We start from the raw sequence: 19299 nt of genomic DNA, 5'->3' as shown, positions 1-19299 counted from the left end.
AAAGGCATAGCGCAAATTCTAAGCTTTCTGGGCTTTGTTTTCTTTGCGACATGTGCAATGTGTTCACTCGTGAACGCACTGCGTAAAGACTTCGATGGCTCAAACAGAAAAAACCCCTTCGCAAGAGGACGACGATCTGCTTTTTCGTCTCTTGCGCCAGCTCGATCTGGCCCCGGATGCATCGCAACGGGCCACCTCTACAGCGCTGGCCATCTCCTTGGGGCGCCTTAACGGGCTGCTGAAGTCAGCTGAAAAAGAAGGCTTAATCCAGGTCAGCCAACGCTCAGGGCCGGATAAGCGCCAACGCTTTGCCTATGCAGTGACCACCCGTGGAGCCGCCGAAAGAATACGGCTCACCGACCAATTCCTGACCCGCAAATTTGCGGAATACGACGCCCTTCATGCCGAATTGACCGGTACCACCAGCGGTCTAGCCCCTTTTAAATACAGGACAAAGATAATGCAGAACAATCTTGCTCCGATTCAGGAACTCTATGTTTCCTACGACTCCGCGCAAAAACTCAAGGTCGAGGCCGCAAACCTCAAGAGCCACGATCTCTCCCCGCGCCAGATCTGCGATCTGGAACTGCTGATGAACGGCGGGTTCAACCCACTCAAAGGCTTCCTGACCGAAGAAGACTACAACGGCGTTGTTGAAAACATGCGCATGGCCGATGGAACGCTCTGGCCAATGCCGATCACTTTGGACGTATCAGAGGATTTTGCGGCCTCCATCGAACTGGGTGAAGACATTGCCCTGCGCGATCAGGAAGGCGTTATCCTGGGTACCATGACCGTCACCGACCGCTGGGAGCCGAACAAATCTCGCGAGGCGGAAAAAGTCTTTGGCGCCGATGATGAGGCGCACCCTGCTGTCAACTATCTGCACAATACAGCCGGTAAGATCTACCTGGGCGGCCCTGTGACTGGCATCCAGCAGCCTGTGCACTATGATTTCCGTGCCCGCCGCGACACCCCGAATGAGCTGCGCGCCTATTTCCGCAAGGTGGGCTGGCGCAAGGTTGTGGCCTTCCAGACGCGCAACCCGCTGCACCGCGCCCACCAGGAACTCACCTTCCGCGCTGCGCGCGAAGCCGAAGCCAACCTGCTGATCCATCCGGTTGTTGGCATGACCAAGCCCGGCGATGTCGACCACTTTACCCGTGTTCGTTGCTATGAGGCCGTCCTGGATAAGTATCCAGCCGCCACCACCTCCATGTCGCTGCTGAACCTGGCGATGCGCATGGCAGGCCCACGCGAAGCTGTTTGGCACGGTCTGATCCGCAAGAACCACGGCTGCACCCACTTTATCGTTGGCCGTGACCACGCCGGACCCGGCAAGAACAGCCAAGGTGAAGATTTCTATGGCCCCTATGATGCACAGGATCTGTTCCGCCAGCACGAGGACGAGATTGGCATCAAAATGGTCGACTTCAAACACATGGTCTATGTGCAGGAGCGCGCCCAGTATGAGCCCAACGACGAGATCGCGGATCGCGACAATGTCACTATCCTGAACATCTCCGGCACCGAACTGCGCCGCCGCCTGCAAGAAGGCCTGGAGATCCCCGAGTGGTTCTCCTTCCCTGAGGTGGTGACCGAGTTGCGCAAAACCAAGCCGCCACGCTCGCAGCAGGGTTTCACCGTGTTCTTCACCGGCTTCTCAGGCTCCGGCAAATCCACCATTGCCAACGCGCTTATGGTCAAACTGATGGAAATGGGCGGCCGCCCGGTGACCCTTCTTGATGGTGACATCGTGCGGAAGAACCTCTCCAGTGAGCTGGGCTTCTCAAAAGAGCACCGCGATCTCAACATCCGTCGCATCGGTTATGTGGCCTCTGAGATCACCAAAAACGGTGGTATCGCAATCTGCGCGCCGATTGCGCCCTATGCCACCACCCGCCGAGCGGTACGCGAAGATGTGGAGCAGTTTGGAGCCTTTGTCGAAGTTCATGTCGCCACCTCCATTGAGGAATGTGAACGCCGCGACCGCAAGGGCCTGTATAAGCTCGCGCGTGAAGGCAAGATTAAAGAGTTCACCGGCATCTCCGACCCCTATGATGTTCCAAAGAGCCCTGAGCTGTCGGTCGAGACTGAAAATGTCGAAGTTGACAACTGTGCCCACCAGGTTCTTCTAAAGCTGGAAAGCATGGGCCTGATCGCAGGTTAAACACCAAGGCAGCTCACCTGCCTCAAAGTGAAGAAGGCCGGGTTTCCCCGGCCTTCTTTGTGTAGCAGACGGAGTGACCTCCCAAATTAGTGTCCTGCTGCAAAAGCCGCAGCCAACTTGGAATTGCGGCGTACAGTTTCAAACTTTTGGTAGTACTCTCCCATCGACATACCAAATGCCGCTTTGAAGGCTGCCTCCCAGGAATTGCCCTGACCAAGGTAACGCCAGTAGTCGATGATCGCCTCTTCGCCAAAACGCCGTGCAAGCAAGTACACCGCAAAGCGCGAAGTCGCGTATTCTTCGCGCCCCCGAATAGATTGCCACCTTTGCATAGCCCGCAAATTCTTGGCGCTCTTTGCTGCGGGTTTCATTAAGGTGTTAAAGGGAAGAACCTTGCCCCCACCTCTCTTGATCCGCCAATTGTATTCAGCAAGCTCCGCGCCACCTTCAACCATCCAGAGCGGCCCCATCTTGGCTTGGCTTCGGTAGTTCGCTTTCCAGATCTTGTCGTTGGTCAACTCGCGCTGCAAATGGTGCATATATTCATGCGCCATGATGCTCGAAACCATGCGACTGACCTTCTTGTACCAAGCCTGATCATAGCGGCTTCGGTGCTTCCAACAAATCAGAAGCTGGTCGCGATAGGCCTGCCCACCATAGCCAAGACTGGGCGTACGACAGATCCGCGAGATCGAGGATGACATGCCTCCGTAGGACTGTCCGCGTTGGCGCTGCAAGCCAACGGCCAGTTTTGCAAGTTCCTCTCCTGAAGCCGCCCCGGCGACATCAACCCTGCTCGCAAGGTGAATTCCATAGTGCGCTCGAAAGAAACTCTCTACATTTTTGAATGCCGTTGAAACCAGTTTCGTCTGCAGACTACCTGTTCCACCTTCGGCGACAACAATCGGCGGTTTAGCACTTGGCATGTAACGCTTTAAAGCTGGCCGCAACGCCGCTAACTCACGACACCAGCTCACCGCTGTCTTATTTGTGATCCTGGGCAACAAGGTCAGACCCTTTGTTTCGGAACCTTGCTCAAGAACCGCATTGGTTGCCGTCTTGGTTGCACTGTCAAGTCGGCCAGTTACCGACACATTGGCCTGCCCCAAGGATCGCAGCTGATTTTGAACGCAGGTTACATATTCTTTTTGCTGAGGCTCAGCCGCCACCGCCTGCTGCGCAGTCAAAGCAATGGAAAATGATGCTGCCCAGCCTAAGAGGAATTTCATAAAACAATATCTCCCTATTCCTGCCCCTTGCCTAGGAAACATTCCAAAGGATGAAAAGAGTTTTTCTTCGCAACCTAAGGCAAACTTGCTCTTAGGGCTTTTGCAGCGCGCATTGGAAGATCGGCAAGCAGGCTCGCTTCATGCTTGATCTCACGGAGGCCTGCCAAGCGCCTCAGATAATCCGCTTCACTGATGCTCGAAACCGCGGCCTTTATTTCCGAATGAGTATTGCAAGAAATAATGCCTTCGCCGGGGAGGAAATCAGCAATATTTGGACACCCCCAGTAGATCGGCACGGTCTCGCAAAGCAGCGCATCGATGAGCTTTTCTGAAAAGTAGTTTTCCTCTCGAACGTTTTCGATCACAACTGAATAGTGGTATGGCGCAAGCCCTTCCGCTTTGGCGTCAAAAGATCGGTAGCCGCGCCCCAGAATATCTGCATCGCAAACCGCATCCTGTAGATGTCCAACGATCTCATGGCGTAGTTGGTGACCAGGGTGGTCTCTCTTAGCCGAAGCAATCAACGAGAGATCTTTGTGTTTCGTAAGATCGAGATCACGCCATTCCGGCACCCAGGTGGTGCCAAAAGCCAAAAACTCAGCATTGGGCAGCGCCTTTAACAAGGCTGGATCATAGGTAAAAACGCGAAAGAACCTGCTATGGCTAAGGCGCAGCAACCAATGATGCTGGCGTGACATGATCCTAGGCTCCATCACCATGACCGAGATCTGCGCCTTGCAGTGACGGTGGCTCTGCCAATGCATGGCCCGCTTGATATAGAGCACCAGATGGTCCTGGGGACCCAGATCACAAACTCGCCCTCCTTGCAGCCTTTCGGGACAACCCAAGGGCCAGGCCAAAGCCGACAAAGGCAAATCCGCCAAGGACTTCCCCAGAGTTACACCATAAGGTGCTACAGCTATAGCAGCTTCAGTCATTGCAGCCTTCCCATGGGTGGCACATCGTGTTTCTGGCAGTCAAACTGCGGCGGGCAGATCCACCTGCCCCCGCATCAAAACAAAACCCTTGCCTGAAACGCGGACGCCCTGAAGGTTGCCCGCAGGGCCAACACGCCTCACCTGTGCCTGCCCCGGACGCCCCAGACCATGGCCCTGCTCTGCAACAAAGCTTTCCTTCTTGATCAACCCGTGTTTCCAAAGATAGGCCGCCATTGCTCCGGTGGCTGAGCCTGTAAAGGGATCTTCCGGCGGACTGGGCGGCGCCATCAAGAGGCGCGAATAGGTATCTCCAGCTTCTGTCGCCCCCTCCAGCGTCACTAGGAAGGGCTCCATCACGTCTATGCCGTCGGCGCCCAGGCTCTCTCCTAGTTGCGCCAACCCAGCGAGGTCTAGTTTGGCCGCAAGCAGGGCCTCTTTGTCGCGCAAGAGCGTGATACAAAATGGCAGCCCGGTAGAGACCACCTGCGGTGTCTCCAAAATCGCATCTGGTGGCAGAGAGATGGCCGAGGCAACAAGAGAAGGATCTGCCGTCTGGCCATAGACCGGCGCGATCTGCGTCATTTCAATCAGGCCATCTTGGATAGTGACTGGCACGACACCTGCCCCCGTTTCCAACCGGACCTCTCCGTCGCCAATAAGGCCGCGATCCCGCATTGCAGCAACCGTTGCGATTGTCGGATGACCTGCAAAGGGGATTTCGCGACTGGCAAGGAAGTACCGCACCTTAAAGTCAGCGATATCAGAAGGTCCGGTGAAGGTGCATTCAACCAGCGAGGTTTCCCGCACATAGGCCATGCAGACATCGACTGGCAGGCTGGCACCACCATGTACAACCGCGCAACCATTGCCCCCGAAAGCGCGCGACGAGAAGGCATCAACCCAATCAAAATCAAACTGAGGCATCTCTCTCTCCCTTTTTGATTGCGCGCTAGGTTTTGATGAGCCGGGCTGCTTTGTCAAACAAGTAGAGCCGCCCCCAAGGTTTAGGGCGGCTCAAACTTTTACCAGGGCACTTGAAATTTTGGGGACCTAGCGTGACCTAGTGAACCGGAACTGGCGCGAAATCATTCTGCCTTGCCAACAAAAACGCAAGCCTGCGGTCAGCAACCAGCGCCAATTGCTCCCCTTCGGCATCATGCACCGCATAGAGCTGCTCGCGCCCTTCTGCGCCCGCCCGCATTTCTTCTGGCAGATCAGCAACCTCCACGGTTTTTACATAGACCGTCTTTGCCTCGCCAAAAGAGAAATCAAATGGTGTGTTCATTGCCTCTACCCCTTCTTTATATTGATTGTCTGCACAACGGTTTCAGGCCTGGAGCGGGTCAGATCCACATGAAGCAGCCCGTTTTCCATCACCGCTTCGCCAACATCCACGCCATCTGCCAGAACAAACATCCGCTGGAACTGTCGCGCCGCGATTCCCCGATGCAGGAAGACCCGCCCTTCGCCATCGTCTCGCTGACGTCCGCGAATGACGAGTTGCCTGTCTTCAACGGTGATTGCCAAATCCTCTTCGGCAAAGCCCGCGACGGCCAGCGTGATCCGATAGGAAAAATCGGATGTTTGTTCAATATTATATGGGGGATAGCCCTCATTCCCGGATTTCGCCGAGCGCTCCAGGAGGCGTTCCAACTGCTCAAACCCCAGCATATGAGGGTATGAACCCAAGGTGAGTTTCGACACGTATCTCGTCCTTTTTCTTCAAAGCGACGTCAGGTGGTGGTCCCGGTTCGGCAACCACACGCAAAGAATATGGTAACTTTCTCCAAATTCTCAAGGGCATGCACGCATAGGTCTAGCGGAAAAGGTGTTAACGAAGTATCCTGCTGTACAAAGCTCTTAACATCGGTCGAGTCCCCCCATGAACGCACCCTCTGATATTTCGATGAAAACGGATGAGGTTCTGAAAGTCGAACTCGAAGTTTTTCGTCGGCAACACAGAGACCTGGATGAGGCGATCATCGCCCTACAAGAGCGCGGGACCAGTGATCAGTTGACGATCAGACGGTTGAAAAAGCAAAAACTGGTTCTGAAAGACAAAATTGCTTTGATCGAAGATCGCCTGACGCCGGATATCATAGCCTAGGTTTTCAGACCAACCGCAGCAGGCCAAAGCCTGACACCTAGGATCCTGCATTTGGGAATCAGCAACCAAACTCTTGCTTCTCCCTTCTCTTTTGTTGGCATTTCTCTGGGCGTGCGACGGGTCTCACAGACCCAAAACTGTGTTTTCGATGCCTGTTTCAAATGAAACGAACCTCAAAGCCATGGCTCTGTCGTGAAAATCAAAGGAAGCGCGGCAATCCGCCCGCCCTCCTGCATTGCGTGGGCAGGAACTTCCACTATAGTGCGCGCTCCTTCCACCTCGGCGCATTTTCGACAGGGCGCATGGCATGACAGGACCGGACCAGATGGCACAGACCCCTTCCGACATCAAAATAGGCATAATCATGGGCAGCCAGTCTGACTGGCCGACTATGAAGGAAGCTGCTTCGATTCTTGATGAGCTTGGCATTTCTTATGAAGCCAAGATCGTCTCGGCGCATCGCACCCCTGACCGTCTCTGGTCCTATGGTAAGAGCGCCGCTGAACGTGGCCTGCAGGTAATCATCGCAGGTGCTGGTGGTGCGGCGCATCTCCCCGGAATGGTTGCTTCCAAAACACGGGTACCGGTTGTTGGTGTTCCGGTGCAAACCCGCGCTCTTTCCGGCGTAGATTCACTCTACTCGATTGTTCAGATGCCCAAAGGGTTCCCGGTTGCGACCATGGCGATTGGAGCGGCGGGGGCTGCCAATGCGGGTCTCATGGCTGCGGGCATTCTGGCTCTGCAAGATCCTGAACTGGCCAAGCGGCTTGATGACTGGCGCGATGCCCTTTCCGCCTCTATCCCCGAGGAGCCTTCCGATGACTGACGTACTAAATCCCGGCGCCACTATCGGCATTCTGGGGGGCGGACAATTGGGTCGCATGCTCTCGGTTGCGGCCTCGCGTCTGGGCTTCAAGACCCATATCTTTGAACCCGGCGCCAACCCACCTGCAGGACAGGTGGCGGATCAGGTCACAACTGCCGGATACGAAGATAGCGAAGCCCTCATAGCTTTTGCAAAATCTGTGGATGTCATCACCTATGAGTTTGAAAACATCCCAACCGCAGCCCTGGATACTATCGAGGCCATTCGTCCCATTCGCCCCGGCCGCGAAGCACTGCGGGTTTCACAGGACCGCTTGACCGAAAAGAGCTTTCTGCAGGACCTCGGCCTGACCGTTGCGCCCTTTGCTGATATCACCGATCAGACCAGCCTGGACAAAGCTCTGGAAGAGATCAGCGCCCCGGCCATTCTGAAAACCCGTCGCTTTGGCTATGATGGCAAAGGACAGGCTCGACTGAAGTCGCTGGAGGACGCCCCCGAAGCGCTGGCAGCCATGGCTGGCGCGCCCTCGGTTCTGGAAGGCTTTGTAACCTTTAGCCATGAAGTTTCCGTCATTGCCGCACGGGGTGTCACCGGAGAGGTCGCCTGCTATGATCCCGGCGAGAATGTGCATCGTGATGGCATTCTTCATACCACAACCGTGCCCGCGCGACTGACTGCCGGGCAACGCATGGATGCGGTTCTGATGGCTGCGAAAATCCTGAATGCTCTGGACTATGTTGGCGTGATGGGCGTGGAACTTTTTGTAACCCCCGAAGGCCTCATCGTGAACGAGATCGCCCCGCGGGTGCATAACTCAGGCCATTGGACCCAAAACGGCTGCAGCGTCGACCAGTTCGAACAGCATATCCGCGCTGTGGTCGGCTGGCCCCTGGGCGATGGCCAACGCCATGCGGATGTGGTGATGGAAAACCTTATCGGTGACGACATGGATCGCATTCCAGACCTGGCCAAAGAACGCGACTGCGCATTGCATCTCTATGGTAAGGCTGAGGCTAAACCAGGCCGCAAGATGGCCCATGTGAACCGGATTCAACGCGCCAAACAGGCAAAGTAGCGCGTCGGTTGGTACTCTCGCGAGTGACTACCCTACAATCCAACACCACGCTCGGCCATAGGCCGAGCAGCGCCCGTCCGCCCCCATGGGCGGGCGCTTTGCTTCCGCCTGCGGACAGGCGCAAGAGCGTCAGATGTTCCTGAAAATTCTAGTCGTCCGGGTTTCGAGAGTCTTTTGCGAGATCCCATTCCCGTTTCAGGAAGTAGAGAACCGCACAGGTCAACGCGGCAAGAGCAGTGCCCATAACGACCACATCGAGTATTGTTTCGAACCAATATCGCAAAGCTGCTGTCTCTACCCACTCCGCAGGTTGCGAACCTGACCGCAACAAGAGTAAGTAACGCCCTTCCTCAAGCTTGGTGTCCAAGACAAACCCACCACAGGCCAATGTGGAGGTCACGCCCAGCGCCAGGCACGTCCCGGCCAGAACGACAACAAGATTTCGCACTCGGCCCAGGACCCGCACTGGTCTACCCCAGAAACCGCGCAGCAACCTCACCTGACATATAGCTCACCCGGCCGTCGGAAAGCGTGGCTGCCACCCGCTCGCTTTCCTTGTCGAGGATCACCATATCGGCGCGCTTGCCGGGGGTGAAATCACCGCGATCATCTAACCCCAACAGTCGCGCCGGGCCGGAAGAGACCAGCGCCCAGGCCCCAGCCAGATCCAAGAGGCCAGAGCGCGCCAGCATCAGCGCCGCCCGGCGTGGGCTGGGATAGTGATAGTCAGAGGCCAGCGCATCGCAGAGCCCCATTGCTATCAGATCCAGTGCCGAGGCATTGCCCTTGTGTGAGCCACCACGCACCACATTGGGGGAGCCCAGAATGATGTGGTCGCCCCCGGCTCGCGCCGCCTCTGCCGCCTCCAGCGTTTCGGGAAACTCGCTGATAGTGGCCCCGCGCCCCCGCCATGTCGCGCGATCCTGCGAGGTCTGGTCATCATGGCTGCCTAGACGCAACCCCTGCTCTGTCAGCTGCTGACACAGCCTCTCTAGGGCTGCGGGCACCTCCGGGCTGCGGCGGTGCATCTCCATCAGCATTTCAAAGTGCTTCTCCGGGTTGCGTCGTGCCTTCAACGCCTGTCCGGTCAGCCGCGGCGGCTTGCGCCCCTCGGCCAGCCGATCATGCGGCAGGTGATCGTTGAAGACCAGGTAAGGCACCTGCCACTCGGCAATCATGGCAGGCAGATCAGCATAGTCTTCGAGCATATGGGTTTCAAACCGCAGTTGCGGCATCAGATCGGTGACCAGATCGCCCCGCACCTTACGGATAGCGGCAAAGACCTGATCCGCATACTCGGGCCCGCGCACGCCACCTTCCCAGCTGTAAAACTGCGCCAGAACAGCGGTGGTGATCCCATTCGCGGCCAGCTCAGCCTCTGTGGCAACCACCCCTTCTTCCATTTGCTTCATAGCCCCACGCCGTGGCGCCAGGTGGCGTTCGAAGCCATCGCCATGGGTATCAATGATCCCAGGTAAAACTTGAAATCCGGACAGATCAAGCTTCCGCCCCTGCGTTGACGGCGCAATCACCCCCTCTGAAATCGAGATTTCGGACTTCGCTTCGACACCTCCGGGGTGCAGGACATCCGCGCCTTGCAGGGTAAAACTCAACGCTGTCACTCGGATTTCTCCCTCTGCTCTAAATGCGCTCCAGCCGTGCAGCCCTCACCGATGCACTGCCCCTTGATCAGATCCTCAAAGGCCTGCATCCAGGTCATCTGCGGATCAAAACGTCCCTTTTGCAAAAAGTGCAGCGTCTGCGCAATGACTTCGGGATCATTCATCATGAAAGTATGTGTAACCGACAGGATCAGGTGATCCCGCATGCCCTCCACATGGGTGCTCGCAACAGAAACCTTCCCATCATCTGGCCCAGGTATGATTTTGGAAAACAGCGGGTTGAGCGATTTTAGCCCGGCAATAACCCCCAATGGGAAATCAACCGCAGGCAAGGAGCTTGGCAGACTATCCGCACCCGTTCCCAACTGTCCGCCAGCCGGTCCATTGATGGTTCCAAAGACCTTCCAGTCCCCAAACTTGTCGACGACTTCGCTCCCTTGATTTGGTGGGCCCAACATGACCGTGTGACCGATGTTTGGAATGTTGTTTTCTGGCAGGCTTAGCCACTGCCGCAACAGGATCCCGCCCATGGAATGGGTTACAAAGTGGATCTTTGCTGCCCCATCACATTCGACCACGGCTTGTGGCAGAGTTCGCGCTGCAAGCTCCTCAACCGGCAGCTTGGTCGAGGGGTAGCCGGGCCGAGAGGTGGTATAACCGCGAGAGGTCAGGATCTGCTCTAGCAAAGCAAAGGAGTTCTCACTTCGGGCAAGCCCATGCAGCAGCACAACACAGTCCGCACGCAGCGGCAATGGCGCCAAGAGCAGGAAAAAGAACGCTATCAAAAACCGATGAAATGTCATCTCTCCCACATAGAGTTGGAAGAGCGGTCTGAAAAGACTGCTAGTGCGGTTTCGGCGCCCAAATCACCAGCGCTATCCCTGCCAGAACCCCCAGCGTTCCCAACAACAGGCGCAGCCCCAGAGGCTCTGCCAACAACAGAGCCCCACCCGCGATCGCAATCACCGGCACGCTCAGCTGGATCGTCGCGGCGACCGCAGGCTGCAAGAGGGGCAGAACCCGATACCAAAGAGCATAGCCCAGGCCAGAGGTGACTGCGCCAGACAGCACCCCAAGAGCAATGCCCTGCCAGGTAATCACGGCATTCTCCTGCAACAAGAGCAGCAGAGGGAGCATCAGGCCCGTTGCCCATAGAAAGCTGAGGCTGGTGGCAGCCAAGGGATCCTTGACCCCGCGCCCCAACAAGCTATAGGCGGCCCAGCCAATTCCGCTAAGCGCCATCAGGAACGTTGAAAACAGGGGAACATTCAAGGCCTCATCTGGCCAAACAGCATAAGCCAGCCCCAGAAAGGCCAGCACAGCCCCGCAGGTCTGCAGCTTGCCACTCCCCGCACCGGTCAGGCTACCCCAGGCGAACATGGCAATTTGCACCACCCCAAACAGAACCAGCGCTCCAAGTCCGGCATCGAGCTCCTCGTAAGCCAGACAGAAACCCACCATGTAAAGGGTCAATGCCGCCGCCGCCGCCAAGCTGCGAACCAGAGGTTGCTTTGGGCGCTTGCCTTGGATCTGAACCAAAAGCAGGAGAATAGCAGCTCCGGAAGCCAGCCTTAGCAGGCCAAAGCTAAGCGCATCCATATAGTCCCAGGAGATCGCCATGCGTCCCAAAATGGAATTGGCAGCGAAGGCCAGCATTGTTAGGCAGACAAGAAGAAAAAGATGCATGAAAGGCTGCTATCTCACAGATACATCAAGAACCAGACAATTCTTGAGTAACCTAGCCTGTTCACTAAAAGTCTTAGGACTGGGATGCTCAGCCTTTGAAAACATTTTCCCGATGCCATCGAAGGTAAGCCTTGTGAGGTTTAAATGCTGGATCCACGGGTTCGATTAGTCGTCTGTCAGGCACTAGCAGTCGCTCTAAGGTGCTTTCATCAACCGCCTTCTTAGCTACCAAGATCTCTCTATCATCGCTAATTGATATCAATCCGCGATCAAACATCCAATGCACGGTGCCAGACAGGGCCAACCCGTTACTCACTGTATCTGGGCCGCTGTTTGAGACTGGTATGATATGTGCTGCCTCGACCTCGGGGCGTCCACCGCCATTTCTCAATTCAAGCCCCGACATAGAACACCTCCCACCGTAAGCATGCTTAACTTGGCGGGCAAAACTGCGGTCGCGAAAGGCGCGCTGAGTCAGAACAGAGTCTCGCGGCTCACTCATGTGTAAATATTCCGCCTGTTCATCTGCAAACCCGGTTTCCAAATTGAAATTACCGACCCGAGGTATCGCGTTTGGTTCCCTTTTTACGGCAAGACCAGCGTCAATGATCCTGGCAAAGTCTTGATCAGAAATCGGTCGAACAGCACTTGTGTTATTTCCCCGAGATCTGGGTAGCCCAGTTTCATAGGGGCCCTGCCCTTCCACCCAACGCGGAACAAAATTCTCAAATGACAGCTCACTCCCTTGGTCAAAAACAGCATATGCCATCTTTGAATCCAGCGGATCTTCGACAACTCGCAAAACCCTCTGGACAGCGTAGTAGCCTCGGCCGCCGCCACGCCGCCCTTCGTAGAAGATCACCCAGTCGCCAACGGTCTGTTCAACACGACTAAGATACTGCCGTTTTGGGAAGTTATAGGCACTCCCAGGTTGGTCATCATAGCTGGAGTGGGTCGATTGAATGAACACAGCCTTTGCCATGCTAAAAGTTGTAAGCCACCATTTTACAATAGAAAAGGGGTCGCCTTTGCAGGCGACCCCAAATCATCCGGTTGGATGGCAGATGCTTACATCATGCCGCCCATGCCGCCCATGCCACCCATGTCGGGCATGCCGCCGCCAGCTGCGCCGCCGTCTTTGGCGGGCTTGTCAGCAACCATGGCTTCGGTGGTGATCAGCAGGCCAGCAATCGAGGCTGCATCTTCCAGCGCGGTACGGGTTACTTTGGCAGGGTCGATCACACCAAAGGAGAACATGTCGCCATATTCTTCGGTCTGAGCATTGAAGCCAAAGGAGGTGTCGTCGGATTCACGCACTTTGCCGGCAACAACCGCACCGTCAACACCCGCGTTCTCGGCGATCTGACGCAGAGGCGCTTCGATGGCTTTCTTGACGATCACGATACCAGCGTTCTGGTCAGCGTTAGCGCCTTCCAGACCGGCCAGAGCTTTACCGGCCTGGACCAGAGCAACACCACCACCAACGATAACGCCTTCTTGAACGGCCGCGCGGGTCGCGTTCAGAGCATCATCAACGCGGTCTTTGCGCTCTTTCACTTCGACTTCGGTCATGCCGCCGACGCGGATAACAGCAACACCGCCGGCCAGTTTGGCAACGCGCTCTTGCAGTTTCTCACGGTCGTAATCGGAAGAGGTTTCTTCGATCTGGGTGCGGATCTGAGCAACACGTGCTTCGATCTCGGCTTTGGCGCCTGCACCGTCAACGATGGTGGTTTCGTCTTTGGTGATTTCAACCTTCTTGGCGGTGCCCAGCATGTCCATGGTGACGGACTCGAGCTTCATGCCCAGATCCTCAGAAATCACCTGGCCACCGGTCAGGATGGCGATGTCCTGCAGCATGGCTTTGCGGCGGTCGCCGAAACCAGGTGCTTTGACCGCAGCAATTTTCAGACCGCCACGCAGTTTGTTGACCACGAGGGTCGCCAGGGCTTCGCCTTCAACATCTTCAGCAATGATCAGCAGAGGCTTCTGCGACTGGATCACCTGCTCGAGCAGCGGAACCATGGACTGCAGCGAGGACAGTTTCTTTTCGTGCAGAAGGATCATGCAGTCGTCGAGATCTGCAATCATCTTGTCAGCATTGGTCACGAAGTAAGGCGACAGGTAGCCGCGGTCGAACTGCATGCCTTCAACAACATCGGTCTCTGTTTCCAGACCTTTGTTTTCTTCGACGGTGATAACACCTTCGTTGCCGACTTTCTGCATCGCGTCAGCGATCTGGCTGCCGATGGCTTCTTCGCCGTTGGCGGAGATGGTGCCCACTTGCGCAACTTCAGCAGAGTCTTTTACGTCACGAGCAGAGGCTTTGATGCCTTCGACGACTTTGGCAGTTGCCAGGTCGATGCCGCGCTTCAGATCCATTGGGTTCAGGCCAGCAGCAACCTGCTTCAGACCTTCTTTGACGATCGCCTGAGCCAGAACGGTGGCAGTGGTGGTGCCGTCGCCTGCTTCGTCGTTGGTACGGGAAGCAACTTCCTTCACCATCTGGGCGCCCATGTTTTCGAACTTATCTTCCAGCTCGATCTCTTTGGCAACGGAAACACCATCTTTGGTGATGCGTGGCGCACCAAAAGATTTGTCCAGAACCACGTTACGGCCTTTGGGGCCCAGGGTCACTTTGACGGCATCGGCCAGTACGTTTACGCCGGCGAGCATACGGTTGCGGGCATCGGTGTCGAATTTGACGTCCTTAGCAGCCATGTTTTATTCTCCTCGAGAAAATCTGTGTTTTTTAGCGATAAGTTATGGGATCAGAGAAGCCAGTTGGGAAAACCCGGTGGCTTACTCGATGATGCCCATGATGTCGCTTTCTTTCATCATCAGCAGCTCTTCGCCGTCGACGGTGACTTCGGTGCCGGACCATTTGCCGAACAGGATGTTGTCGCCAGCGGAAACCGCCATTGCGATCAGCTCACCATTGTCTTTGCGGGCGCCTTCGCCGGTTGCGACGACCTGGCCTTCGCTGGGTTTTTCCTTGGCGGATTCAGGAATGATCAGACCGCCAGCAGTTTTTTCTTCGCTTTCGGTACGACGAACCAGCACGCGATCGTGGAGTGGTTTCAATGCCATCTTTGCAGCTCCTTAAAGGCTCAAAGGTTGTTATCTCTATCCCCCTGCTCCCCGCAGAGGGCGTTATCACTCACATCGAATGAGTGCTAACGGACGAATAGCTAGGCAGGCGCCAGCTGTGAGTCAACCGATAAGAGCAATAAAATTTGAGCAGGCTCCTGTTCCAGCTGCTTGGCATTCCAAAGATCCCAGGTGACGGGGCAGAAAGTGACAGAATAAATTCGAGCAGTGCCCCAATCCATCCCTGTGCGCAGGACGCAACCAAGCGGTCAAAGCACGCGAAAAAACGCTTCATTTTGGGCGATACATGCCCATTACAGTCACGCTTTCCACCGCCCCTAGGCCAAATCTCAGCTCACTGTGTTCAGCTAAAGGGGTTACCACAAACTAAGAAGTTTCATTGCTTTTCTGCATTTTTTTGGTGAAGTGTTAACTTTATGTTAACTTGGTTTAATTCCGCTTAACTTTTTCGAATCAGATGTGAGGATTTGATCATGAAATCAACTATTTTGGCTGCTTGCTTCACCGTTGCAGCTGCGACCGCTCACGCAACCACCATCGACTTTGGGCCGACCAGTTCCACGACTAGCGGAGCTAATATAAGCTTTGATAATCTAGTTACGCCAACCTCAATCATCGGCGATGCCACTTTCACCTTCTCCACGCGCGGAGATTTGGACCACGTCTCAGAGTACGTGGATGTTTCGATCGATGGCTTTAGCCTCGGCCGTGTATTTGACAACAACTCTAGCAATGATGATTTTGATTTCGCTGGAGATAGCGGCACGCAGAGTTCTTCCACCCACACGGGCAGCGCGACAATCTCCAATGCGGTCTTTGCAAGCCTGATCAGCGATGGCTTTCTTAATCTACTGTTTGACTATAGTGCCGGGGTGAATTGTTGCGGAACGGTTCAACTTCTTTCTGGGTCGATCACCTTTACTTCTGGAGTGGCGCCGGTACCACTGCCCGCAACAGCTGGAATGCTGGGTCTGGGTCTTTTCGGGCTAGGCGCCATGCGCCGCCGCAAGCAAAAGCAAACAGCCTAACCCTTAGCTTTCCACTCAGAAGCAAGAGAAGCAAAGCCCGTTGCGCAACTTTCGCGCTTCGGGCTTTGTTTCCTTTAACCTTTCCGCACATGCATTCGTGCTGCATCTGGCATCTAGCAGCAAAAGCACATGTTTTGCCTTCAGCAACAATCAAGCCCTTTTCCCACCATTGATCAGAACCAGAGAAGCTGATAGTAAGTGCAAAGTTAATTCGTTTCGGCACAGCGGAACAAGACTATGAGGCTGTTCGATGAAATCCATTCTGTTTGCAGCTAGTGTGGCGTTTTCAGCAAGCGCTGCGCAGGCTACGACGATCACTTTTGGCCCTACAAGCGCCGGTGGCATTGGCCCCAATATCGCCTTTGACAACCTGGTGACACCAACTACGATCACCGGCGATGCGACCTTCACCTTCTCAGTTAGGGGGGATTTGGACGCCACAAATGAGAATGTCCTGGTATCAATCGACGGGTTCAGCCTTGGCCGTGTACTAGATGCTGACCCTAGCAACGATAGTTTTGATTTCGCTGGAGATGAAGGTTCGGCAAACGCTATCCTCCGCACAGGAAGTGCCACGATCTCCAACGCTGTTTTTTCCAGCTTGATCAATGACGGTTTTCTCAACCTGTTTTTTGATTTCAGCTCGACCGTGAACTTTGCCGGCTCCGTCAACGAGCTTTACGGCTCCATCACCTTCACCTCGTCCGTTGCGCCGGTTCCACTGCCAGCAAGCTCGATAATGCTGGGGCTGGGTCTCCTTGGCTTGGGCGGATTGAGGCGCCGCAAATCGCGTCAAGCAAACTAGCGGGCTGCCTTCGCCAGAAGCTCGGAATCTCTGTCCAAAGGTATCACTCAGCTCCCTGGGGCTTTGGCATTTCTGGTTGGGACGGCCATTTGGCGCTTTCCAGGCGCCCCTTGTCGCTGATTTGATAAACCCCCACAGAAACCTTTTCGAACCAGCCGTAGTGATTGCTGCGCATCACCTGCGTTGCACGTTTAACCCCGGTTGCCTTTGCAACCGATGCGCCTTTGCTTGGGCCGGCTTCCACCAGAAAGCCAGCACAGGCCAGAGCATCTTGGCGATAGACCGTCATCAAAACTCTGCGCGTTGACCCTCCGAGATTCGGATCTCCCTGAAGGCGTCCGAATTCTCTCAGCAAACGTTGTTGGCGCTTCTTTGATTTTCGCGGGGCATAGGGGCCTGGATCACAATGGACCTCAGTGCGCCCATCTTCCAATACCGTGATCAGGCCGAGCCCAAGGCGGCGAGACAAGGCCAGATTGTCCTTTAGCATCCGCCGTGCCTGGCGTCCCTTTGGCCGCGGAACGGCTATGTAAACGAGGTCAGTAACTGACTGCCGCGCAATGGCCTGATGGAACAACGAAAGCGAGAAACGCAGCTTCAACTCGACGATGACAGGTTCTTCATCGCCACGCCGCGCCATGACATCCACGGCCCCCACCTCCCCCTTGACCTCATAGCCCTGAGCTTCAAGCATCGCCTTTATCGGCAGGTAGAGTTGATCTTCGCGTTCCATTCCTTGTTTCATCGCAGGAAAACCGCTCCAAAACAACAATTTGTCTGCAACTTGATCTCTCTCGATACTCCCTCTAGAAATTTGCTGGTACAATCAAAAGTTGATCAAATGCCCAGATACCTTTCACTGCTTCTCCTGCTCCCCCTTCTCGCTCTCGTTCCGATTTCGTCTGCAGCACAATGCAACGGCAAAGATACCCGCCATTTGGCACCAGAAGAGCAGATTCAACGCGCGCAAGCACGACTTGCACAAGAGCCCTATAGATCCGGCAACTACTGGATCGCCCGAAAGGAGGATCGCAGCATTCATTTGGTGGGTACGTTGCATCTCAACACGTCGGGGATGGATGAGGTCGCTGCCAGCCTTGCAAAGCCGCTGGCCGAAATGGATGCGCTCTATCTGGAAGCAACGCCCGCAGAGTTGAAGCGCTTTGAAAGACAGCTTTCGCTTTCTCCCGAAACCACCTTTATCACCGAGGGCCCCACACTGATCGACCTGCTACCGGCGGAAGACTGGCAGCTCATTGCCGCTCAGGCCAAGGCTGCGGGCATGCCCAGCTGGTTGGCGGCAAAAATGCGTCCCTGGTTCTTGGCAATCTCGCTTGGCATCCCGCACTGTCTGAAGAAACAAAAAGATCTTCGAAACGGTCTGGATCGCAGGCTAGCCACGATGGCTCAGGATCTTGGAGTACCCGGTTTTTCGCTGGAAGACCCGATTGTCGCCATTCAGATGTTGAACCAAGGTAGTATCGAAGAACAGATTCAGGAAATGCGCCCGCATCTGGCAATGATGGGGAGTGGAGGTGACAATGAGAATATTGTCGCCTCTATGATCGCAGCCTATTTCGAAGAGAAGGTATTGACCTTTCTTGAGCTCCAAAGAGAAGATTTCCTCAGCAAGACGGACCTCCCCCAAGATGAAGCAAACGCGATGTGGGATGATTTTTTTGCTGATCTGATCCAACAGCGCAATCGGAACTGGATGCCTGTCATCGAGGCTGCCGAGGGAGACCATATCATGGTTGCCGTTGGCGCGCTGCATCTGCCAGGCAAGGGCGGTCTTTTGGATCTATTGCAAGCAGAAGGCTACACGCTGGAGCGCGAAACCTTCTTGGCCGTAAAGCTGAAACCCACCCTTCCAGAGTCAAACTGATGTGCAAGATCCCGTTCTCTGATCCGATTTGGGACCGCCTCTATGGCGCTTATGAGGCGCATTCCTGCCCGGATACCCTGCGGAGTCTCTGCGCAGATTGGAGCCAGGAAAGAGCAAACGCTCTTTTCTGGGAGGACCTGTATCACCAAGGAAGTCTTTATCCACTGACCTATGCTGCCTTGCCATGGCTCTGGGAAACCGCTCCACGCACGTTGGATAATTTATACTTCTTTTCAACCATCGTCGCAGCCGCATACGCAAGCGACGAGGGATACGCCGGGGCCCCTCCCTTTCCGAGAAAATGGAACGGATTGCCACTGCATGAAGAGGCGCACCACCACAGTTATCGCCCCAAAGAAACCTGGCTGACCAAGGGCGATATGCTAGCGCTGTCAAACTTGCAGAACTGGTTTGAATTGCACGCCGAAGATATGGCCATGAGTGCCTATAGAAGTATTCAAGCGGGCAACACGCAACATGAAGTGGCCTATCTCAGTGAAGGGTTCTGCGCCATAAAGGGCTGCTCCTGGGCAAATGGGTTTCTGCAAATGCTGGCAGATGAGTGTGACGATGAAGAACTTGATGAAGCGCTTCCAGAGATGGAAGTTTCCGATCTGGAGATGCTCATGAAACTTGCAGCTCACCTGGATAGAAGCCACCCTGATTTCGCAAAGCAGATCCGCATGTTTGCAAGTCCGGTGCTAGAGCAGACCGGGAGAGTGGAGAGAGATCAAAACACCCCGGATCTATTTGACTGAGCATTCCTGGGCCGCATATGGCTTTGTGCCGCATCGCAGCACAGACGGGGTGACAATTC

At 55.2% G+C, this 19299-nt stretch carries 21 protein-coding genes; 8 read left to right on the top strand and 13 right to left on the bottom strand.

Annotation, left to right across the window (positions count from 1 at the left end):
• Nucleotides 1–94 precede the first annotated feature (94 nt).
• On the top strand, nucleotides 95–2170 hold the full coding sequence (locus tag RSK20926_RS14640) for a bifunctional sulfate adenylyltransferase/adenylylsulfate kinase (RefSeq protein WP_008207853.1): 2076 nt from the start codon (nucleotides 95–97) through the stop codon (nucleotides 2168–2170).
• Nucleotides 2171–2256: 86 nt separating this feature from the next.
• Here the strand turns inward: RSK20926_RS14640 and RSK20926_RS14635 are convergent, their stop codons facing one another.
• The 5 genes from RSK20926_RS14635 to RSK20926_RS14615 all read right to left on the bottom strand — a co-directional run bounded on the left by RSK20926_RS14635 (nucleotide 2257) and on the right by RSK20926_RS14615 (nucleotide 6041).
• The gene (locus RSK20926_RS14635) at nucleotides 2257–3399 is read right to left on the bottom strand and encodes a hypothetical protein (RefSeq protein ID WP_008207852.1); all 1143 of its coding nucleotides are present in this window, start codon (nucleotides 3397–3399) and stop codon (nucleotides 2257–2259) included.
• A gap of 74 nt (nucleotides 3400–3473) precedes the next feature.
• The gene (locus RSK20926_RS14630) at nucleotides 3474–4337 is read right to left on the bottom strand and encodes a glycosyltransferase family 10 domain-containing protein (RefSeq protein WP_037255253.1); all 864 of its coding nucleotides are present in this window, start codon (nucleotides 4335–4337) and stop codon (nucleotides 3474–3476) included.
• A gap of 39 nt (nucleotides 4338–4376) precedes the next feature.
• Entirely contained in the window at nucleotides 4377–5261 is an 885-nt protein-coding gene (locus RSK20926_RS14625; protein ID WP_008207850.1) for a PhzF family phenazine biosynthesis protein, read from the bottom strand.
• A gap of 136 nt (nucleotides 5262–5397) precedes the next feature.
• A complete protein-coding gene (locus tag RSK20926_RS14620; protein WP_008207848.1) occupies nucleotides 5398–5622 on the bottom strand; it encodes a DUF1150 family protein in 225 nt (74 codons plus the stop codon).
• A gap of 5 nt (nucleotides 5623–5627) precedes the next feature.
• Nucleotides 5628–6041, bottom strand: coding sequence for an Hsp20 family protein (locus RSK20926_RS14615; RefSeq protein WP_198136585.1), 414 nt, complete (start codon nucleotides 6039–6041; stop codon nucleotides 5628–5630).
• A 178-nt stretch (nucleotides 6042–6219) separates the two neighbouring features.
• Here RSK20926_RS14615 and RSK20926_RS14610 point away from each other — a divergent pair, with 178 nt between their 5' ends.
• The 3 genes from RSK20926_RS14610 to RSK20926_RS14600 all read left to right on the top strand — a co-directional run bounded on the left by RSK20926_RS14610 (nucleotide 6220) and on the right by RSK20926_RS14600 (nucleotide 8345).
• Nucleotides 6220–6444: a YdcH family protein gene (locus tag RSK20926_RS14610; protein ID WP_008207844.1), complete on the top strand. Its 225-nt coding sequence runs from the start codon at nucleotides 6220–6222 to the stop codon at nucleotides 6442–6444.
• Nucleotides 6445–6769: 325 nt separating this feature from the next.
• The gene (gene purE, locus RSK20926_RS14605; RefSeq protein WP_083805799.1) at nucleotides 6770–7270 is read left to right on the top strand and encodes a 5-(carboxyamino)imidazole ribonucleotide mutase; all 501 of its coding nucleotides are present in this window, start codon (nucleotides 6770–6772) and stop codon (nucleotides 7268–7270) included.
• Complete coding sequence (locus RSK20926_RS14600; protein ID WP_008207840.1) at nucleotides 7263–8345, top strand: 5-(carboxyamino)imidazole ribonucleotide synthase; 1083 nt, start codon at nucleotides 7263–7265, stop codon at nucleotides 8343–8345. Before purE ends, RSK20926_RS14600 begins: the two co-directional genes overlap by 8 nt.
• Nucleotides 8346–8493: 148 nt before the next feature.
• Here RSK20926_RS14600 and RSK20926_RS14595 read toward each other — a convergent pair whose 3' ends face one another.
• From RSK20926_RS14595 to groES, 7 genes are all read right to left on the bottom strand, one after another.
• Complete coding sequence (locus RSK20926_RS14595; RefSeq protein WP_008207839.1) at nucleotides 8494–8793, bottom strand: hypothetical protein; 300 nt, start codon at nucleotides 8791–8793, stop codon at nucleotides 8494–8496.
• A gap of 22 nt (nucleotides 8794–8815) precedes the next feature.
• Nucleotides 8816–9967 (bottom strand): alpha-D-ribose 1-methylphosphonate 5-triphosphate diphosphatase, encoded by a 1152-nt coding sequence (locus RSK20926_RS14590; RefSeq protein WP_037255247.1) that lies wholly within the window; start codon nucleotides 9965–9967, stop codon nucleotides 8816–8818.
• A complete protein-coding gene (locus tag RSK20926_RS14585) occupies nucleotides 9964–10770 on the bottom strand; it encodes an alpha/beta fold hydrolase (protein ID WP_008207836.1) in 807 nt (268 codons plus the stop codon). Before RSK20926_RS14585 ends, RSK20926_RS14590 begins: the two co-directional genes overlap by 4 nt.
• Nucleotides 10771–10810: 40 nt before the next feature.
• Nucleotides 10811–11653 (bottom strand): DMT family transporter, encoded by an 843-nt coding sequence (locus RSK20926_RS14580; RefSeq protein ID WP_008207835.1) that lies wholly within the window; start codon nucleotides 11651–11653, stop codon nucleotides 10811–10813.
• A gap of 88 nt (nucleotides 11654–11741) precedes the next feature.
• Complete coding sequence (locus RSK20926_RS14575; RefSeq protein ID WP_008207834.1) at nucleotides 11742–12635, bottom strand: HNH endonuclease; 894 nt, start codon at nucleotides 12633–12635, stop codon at nucleotides 11742–11744.
• Between the two features lie 86 nt (nucleotides 12636–12721).
• Complete coding sequence (gene groL / locus RSK20926_RS14570) at nucleotides 12722–14374, bottom strand: chaperonin GroEL (protein WP_008207833.1); 1653 nt, start codon at nucleotides 14372–14374, stop codon at nucleotides 12722–12724.
• 81 nt (nucleotides 14375–14455) lie between these two features.
• Nucleotides 14456–14743: a co-chaperone GroES gene (groES, locus tag RSK20926_RS14565; protein WP_008207832.1), complete on the bottom strand. Its 288-nt coding sequence runs from the start codon at nucleotides 14741–14743 to the stop codon at nucleotides 14456–14458.
• Between the two features lie 494 nt (nucleotides 14744–15237).
• On the opposite strand from groES, the gene RSK20926_RS14560 reads away from it, so the two are divergent.
• Entirely contained in the window at nucleotides 15238–15792 is a 555-nt protein-coding gene (locus RSK20926_RS14560) for a VPLPA-CTERM sorting domain-containing protein (RefSeq protein ID WP_008207831.1), read from the top strand.
• 250 nt (nucleotides 15793–16042) lie between these two features.
• Nucleotides 16043–16597, top strand: coding sequence for a VPLPA-CTERM sorting domain-containing protein (locus tag RSK20926_RS14555; RefSeq protein WP_008207829.1), 555 nt, complete (start codon nucleotides 16043–16045; stop codon nucleotides 16595–16597).
• A 43-nt stretch (nucleotides 16598–16640) separates the two neighbouring features.
• Here RSK20926_RS14555 and RSK20926_RS14550 read toward each other — a convergent pair whose 3' ends face one another.
• The gene (locus tag RSK20926_RS14550) at nucleotides 16641–17330 is read right to left on the bottom strand and encodes a DUF2161 domain-containing phosphodiesterase (protein ID WP_008207828.1); all 690 of its coding nucleotides are present in this window, start codon (nucleotides 17328–17330) and stop codon (nucleotides 16641–16643) included.
• 108 nt (nucleotides 17331–17438) lie between these two features.
• Here RSK20926_RS14550 and RSK20926_RS14545 point away from each other — a divergent pair, with 108 nt between their 5' ends.
• Together RSK20926_RS14545 and RSK20926_RS22160 are read left to right on the top strand one after the other, a co-directional pair.
• Entirely contained in the window at nucleotides 17439–18482 is a 1044-nt protein-coding gene (locus RSK20926_RS14545; RefSeq protein ID WP_050773091.1) for a TraB/GumN family protein, read from the top strand.
• Nucleotides 18482–19240, top strand: coding sequence for a hypothetical protein (locus RSK20926_RS22160; protein ID WP_008207825.1), 759 nt, complete (start codon nucleotides 18482–18484; stop codon nucleotides 19238–19240). The genes RSK20926_RS14545 and RSK20926_RS22160 overlap by 1 nt, the downstream gene beginning before the upstream one ends.
• The last annotated feature ends 59 nt before the right edge of the window (nucleotides 19241–19299 follow it).

It is taken from the genome of Roseobacter sp. SK209-2-6 (assembly GCF_000169455.1).
Lineage (GTDB): Bacteria > Pseudomonadota > Alphaproteobacteria > Rhodobacterales > Rhodobacteraceae > Pseudophaeobacter.
Note: the sequence above shows the minus strand (reverse complement) of the source record. Positions and strands in the feature narration are given on the sequence as shown.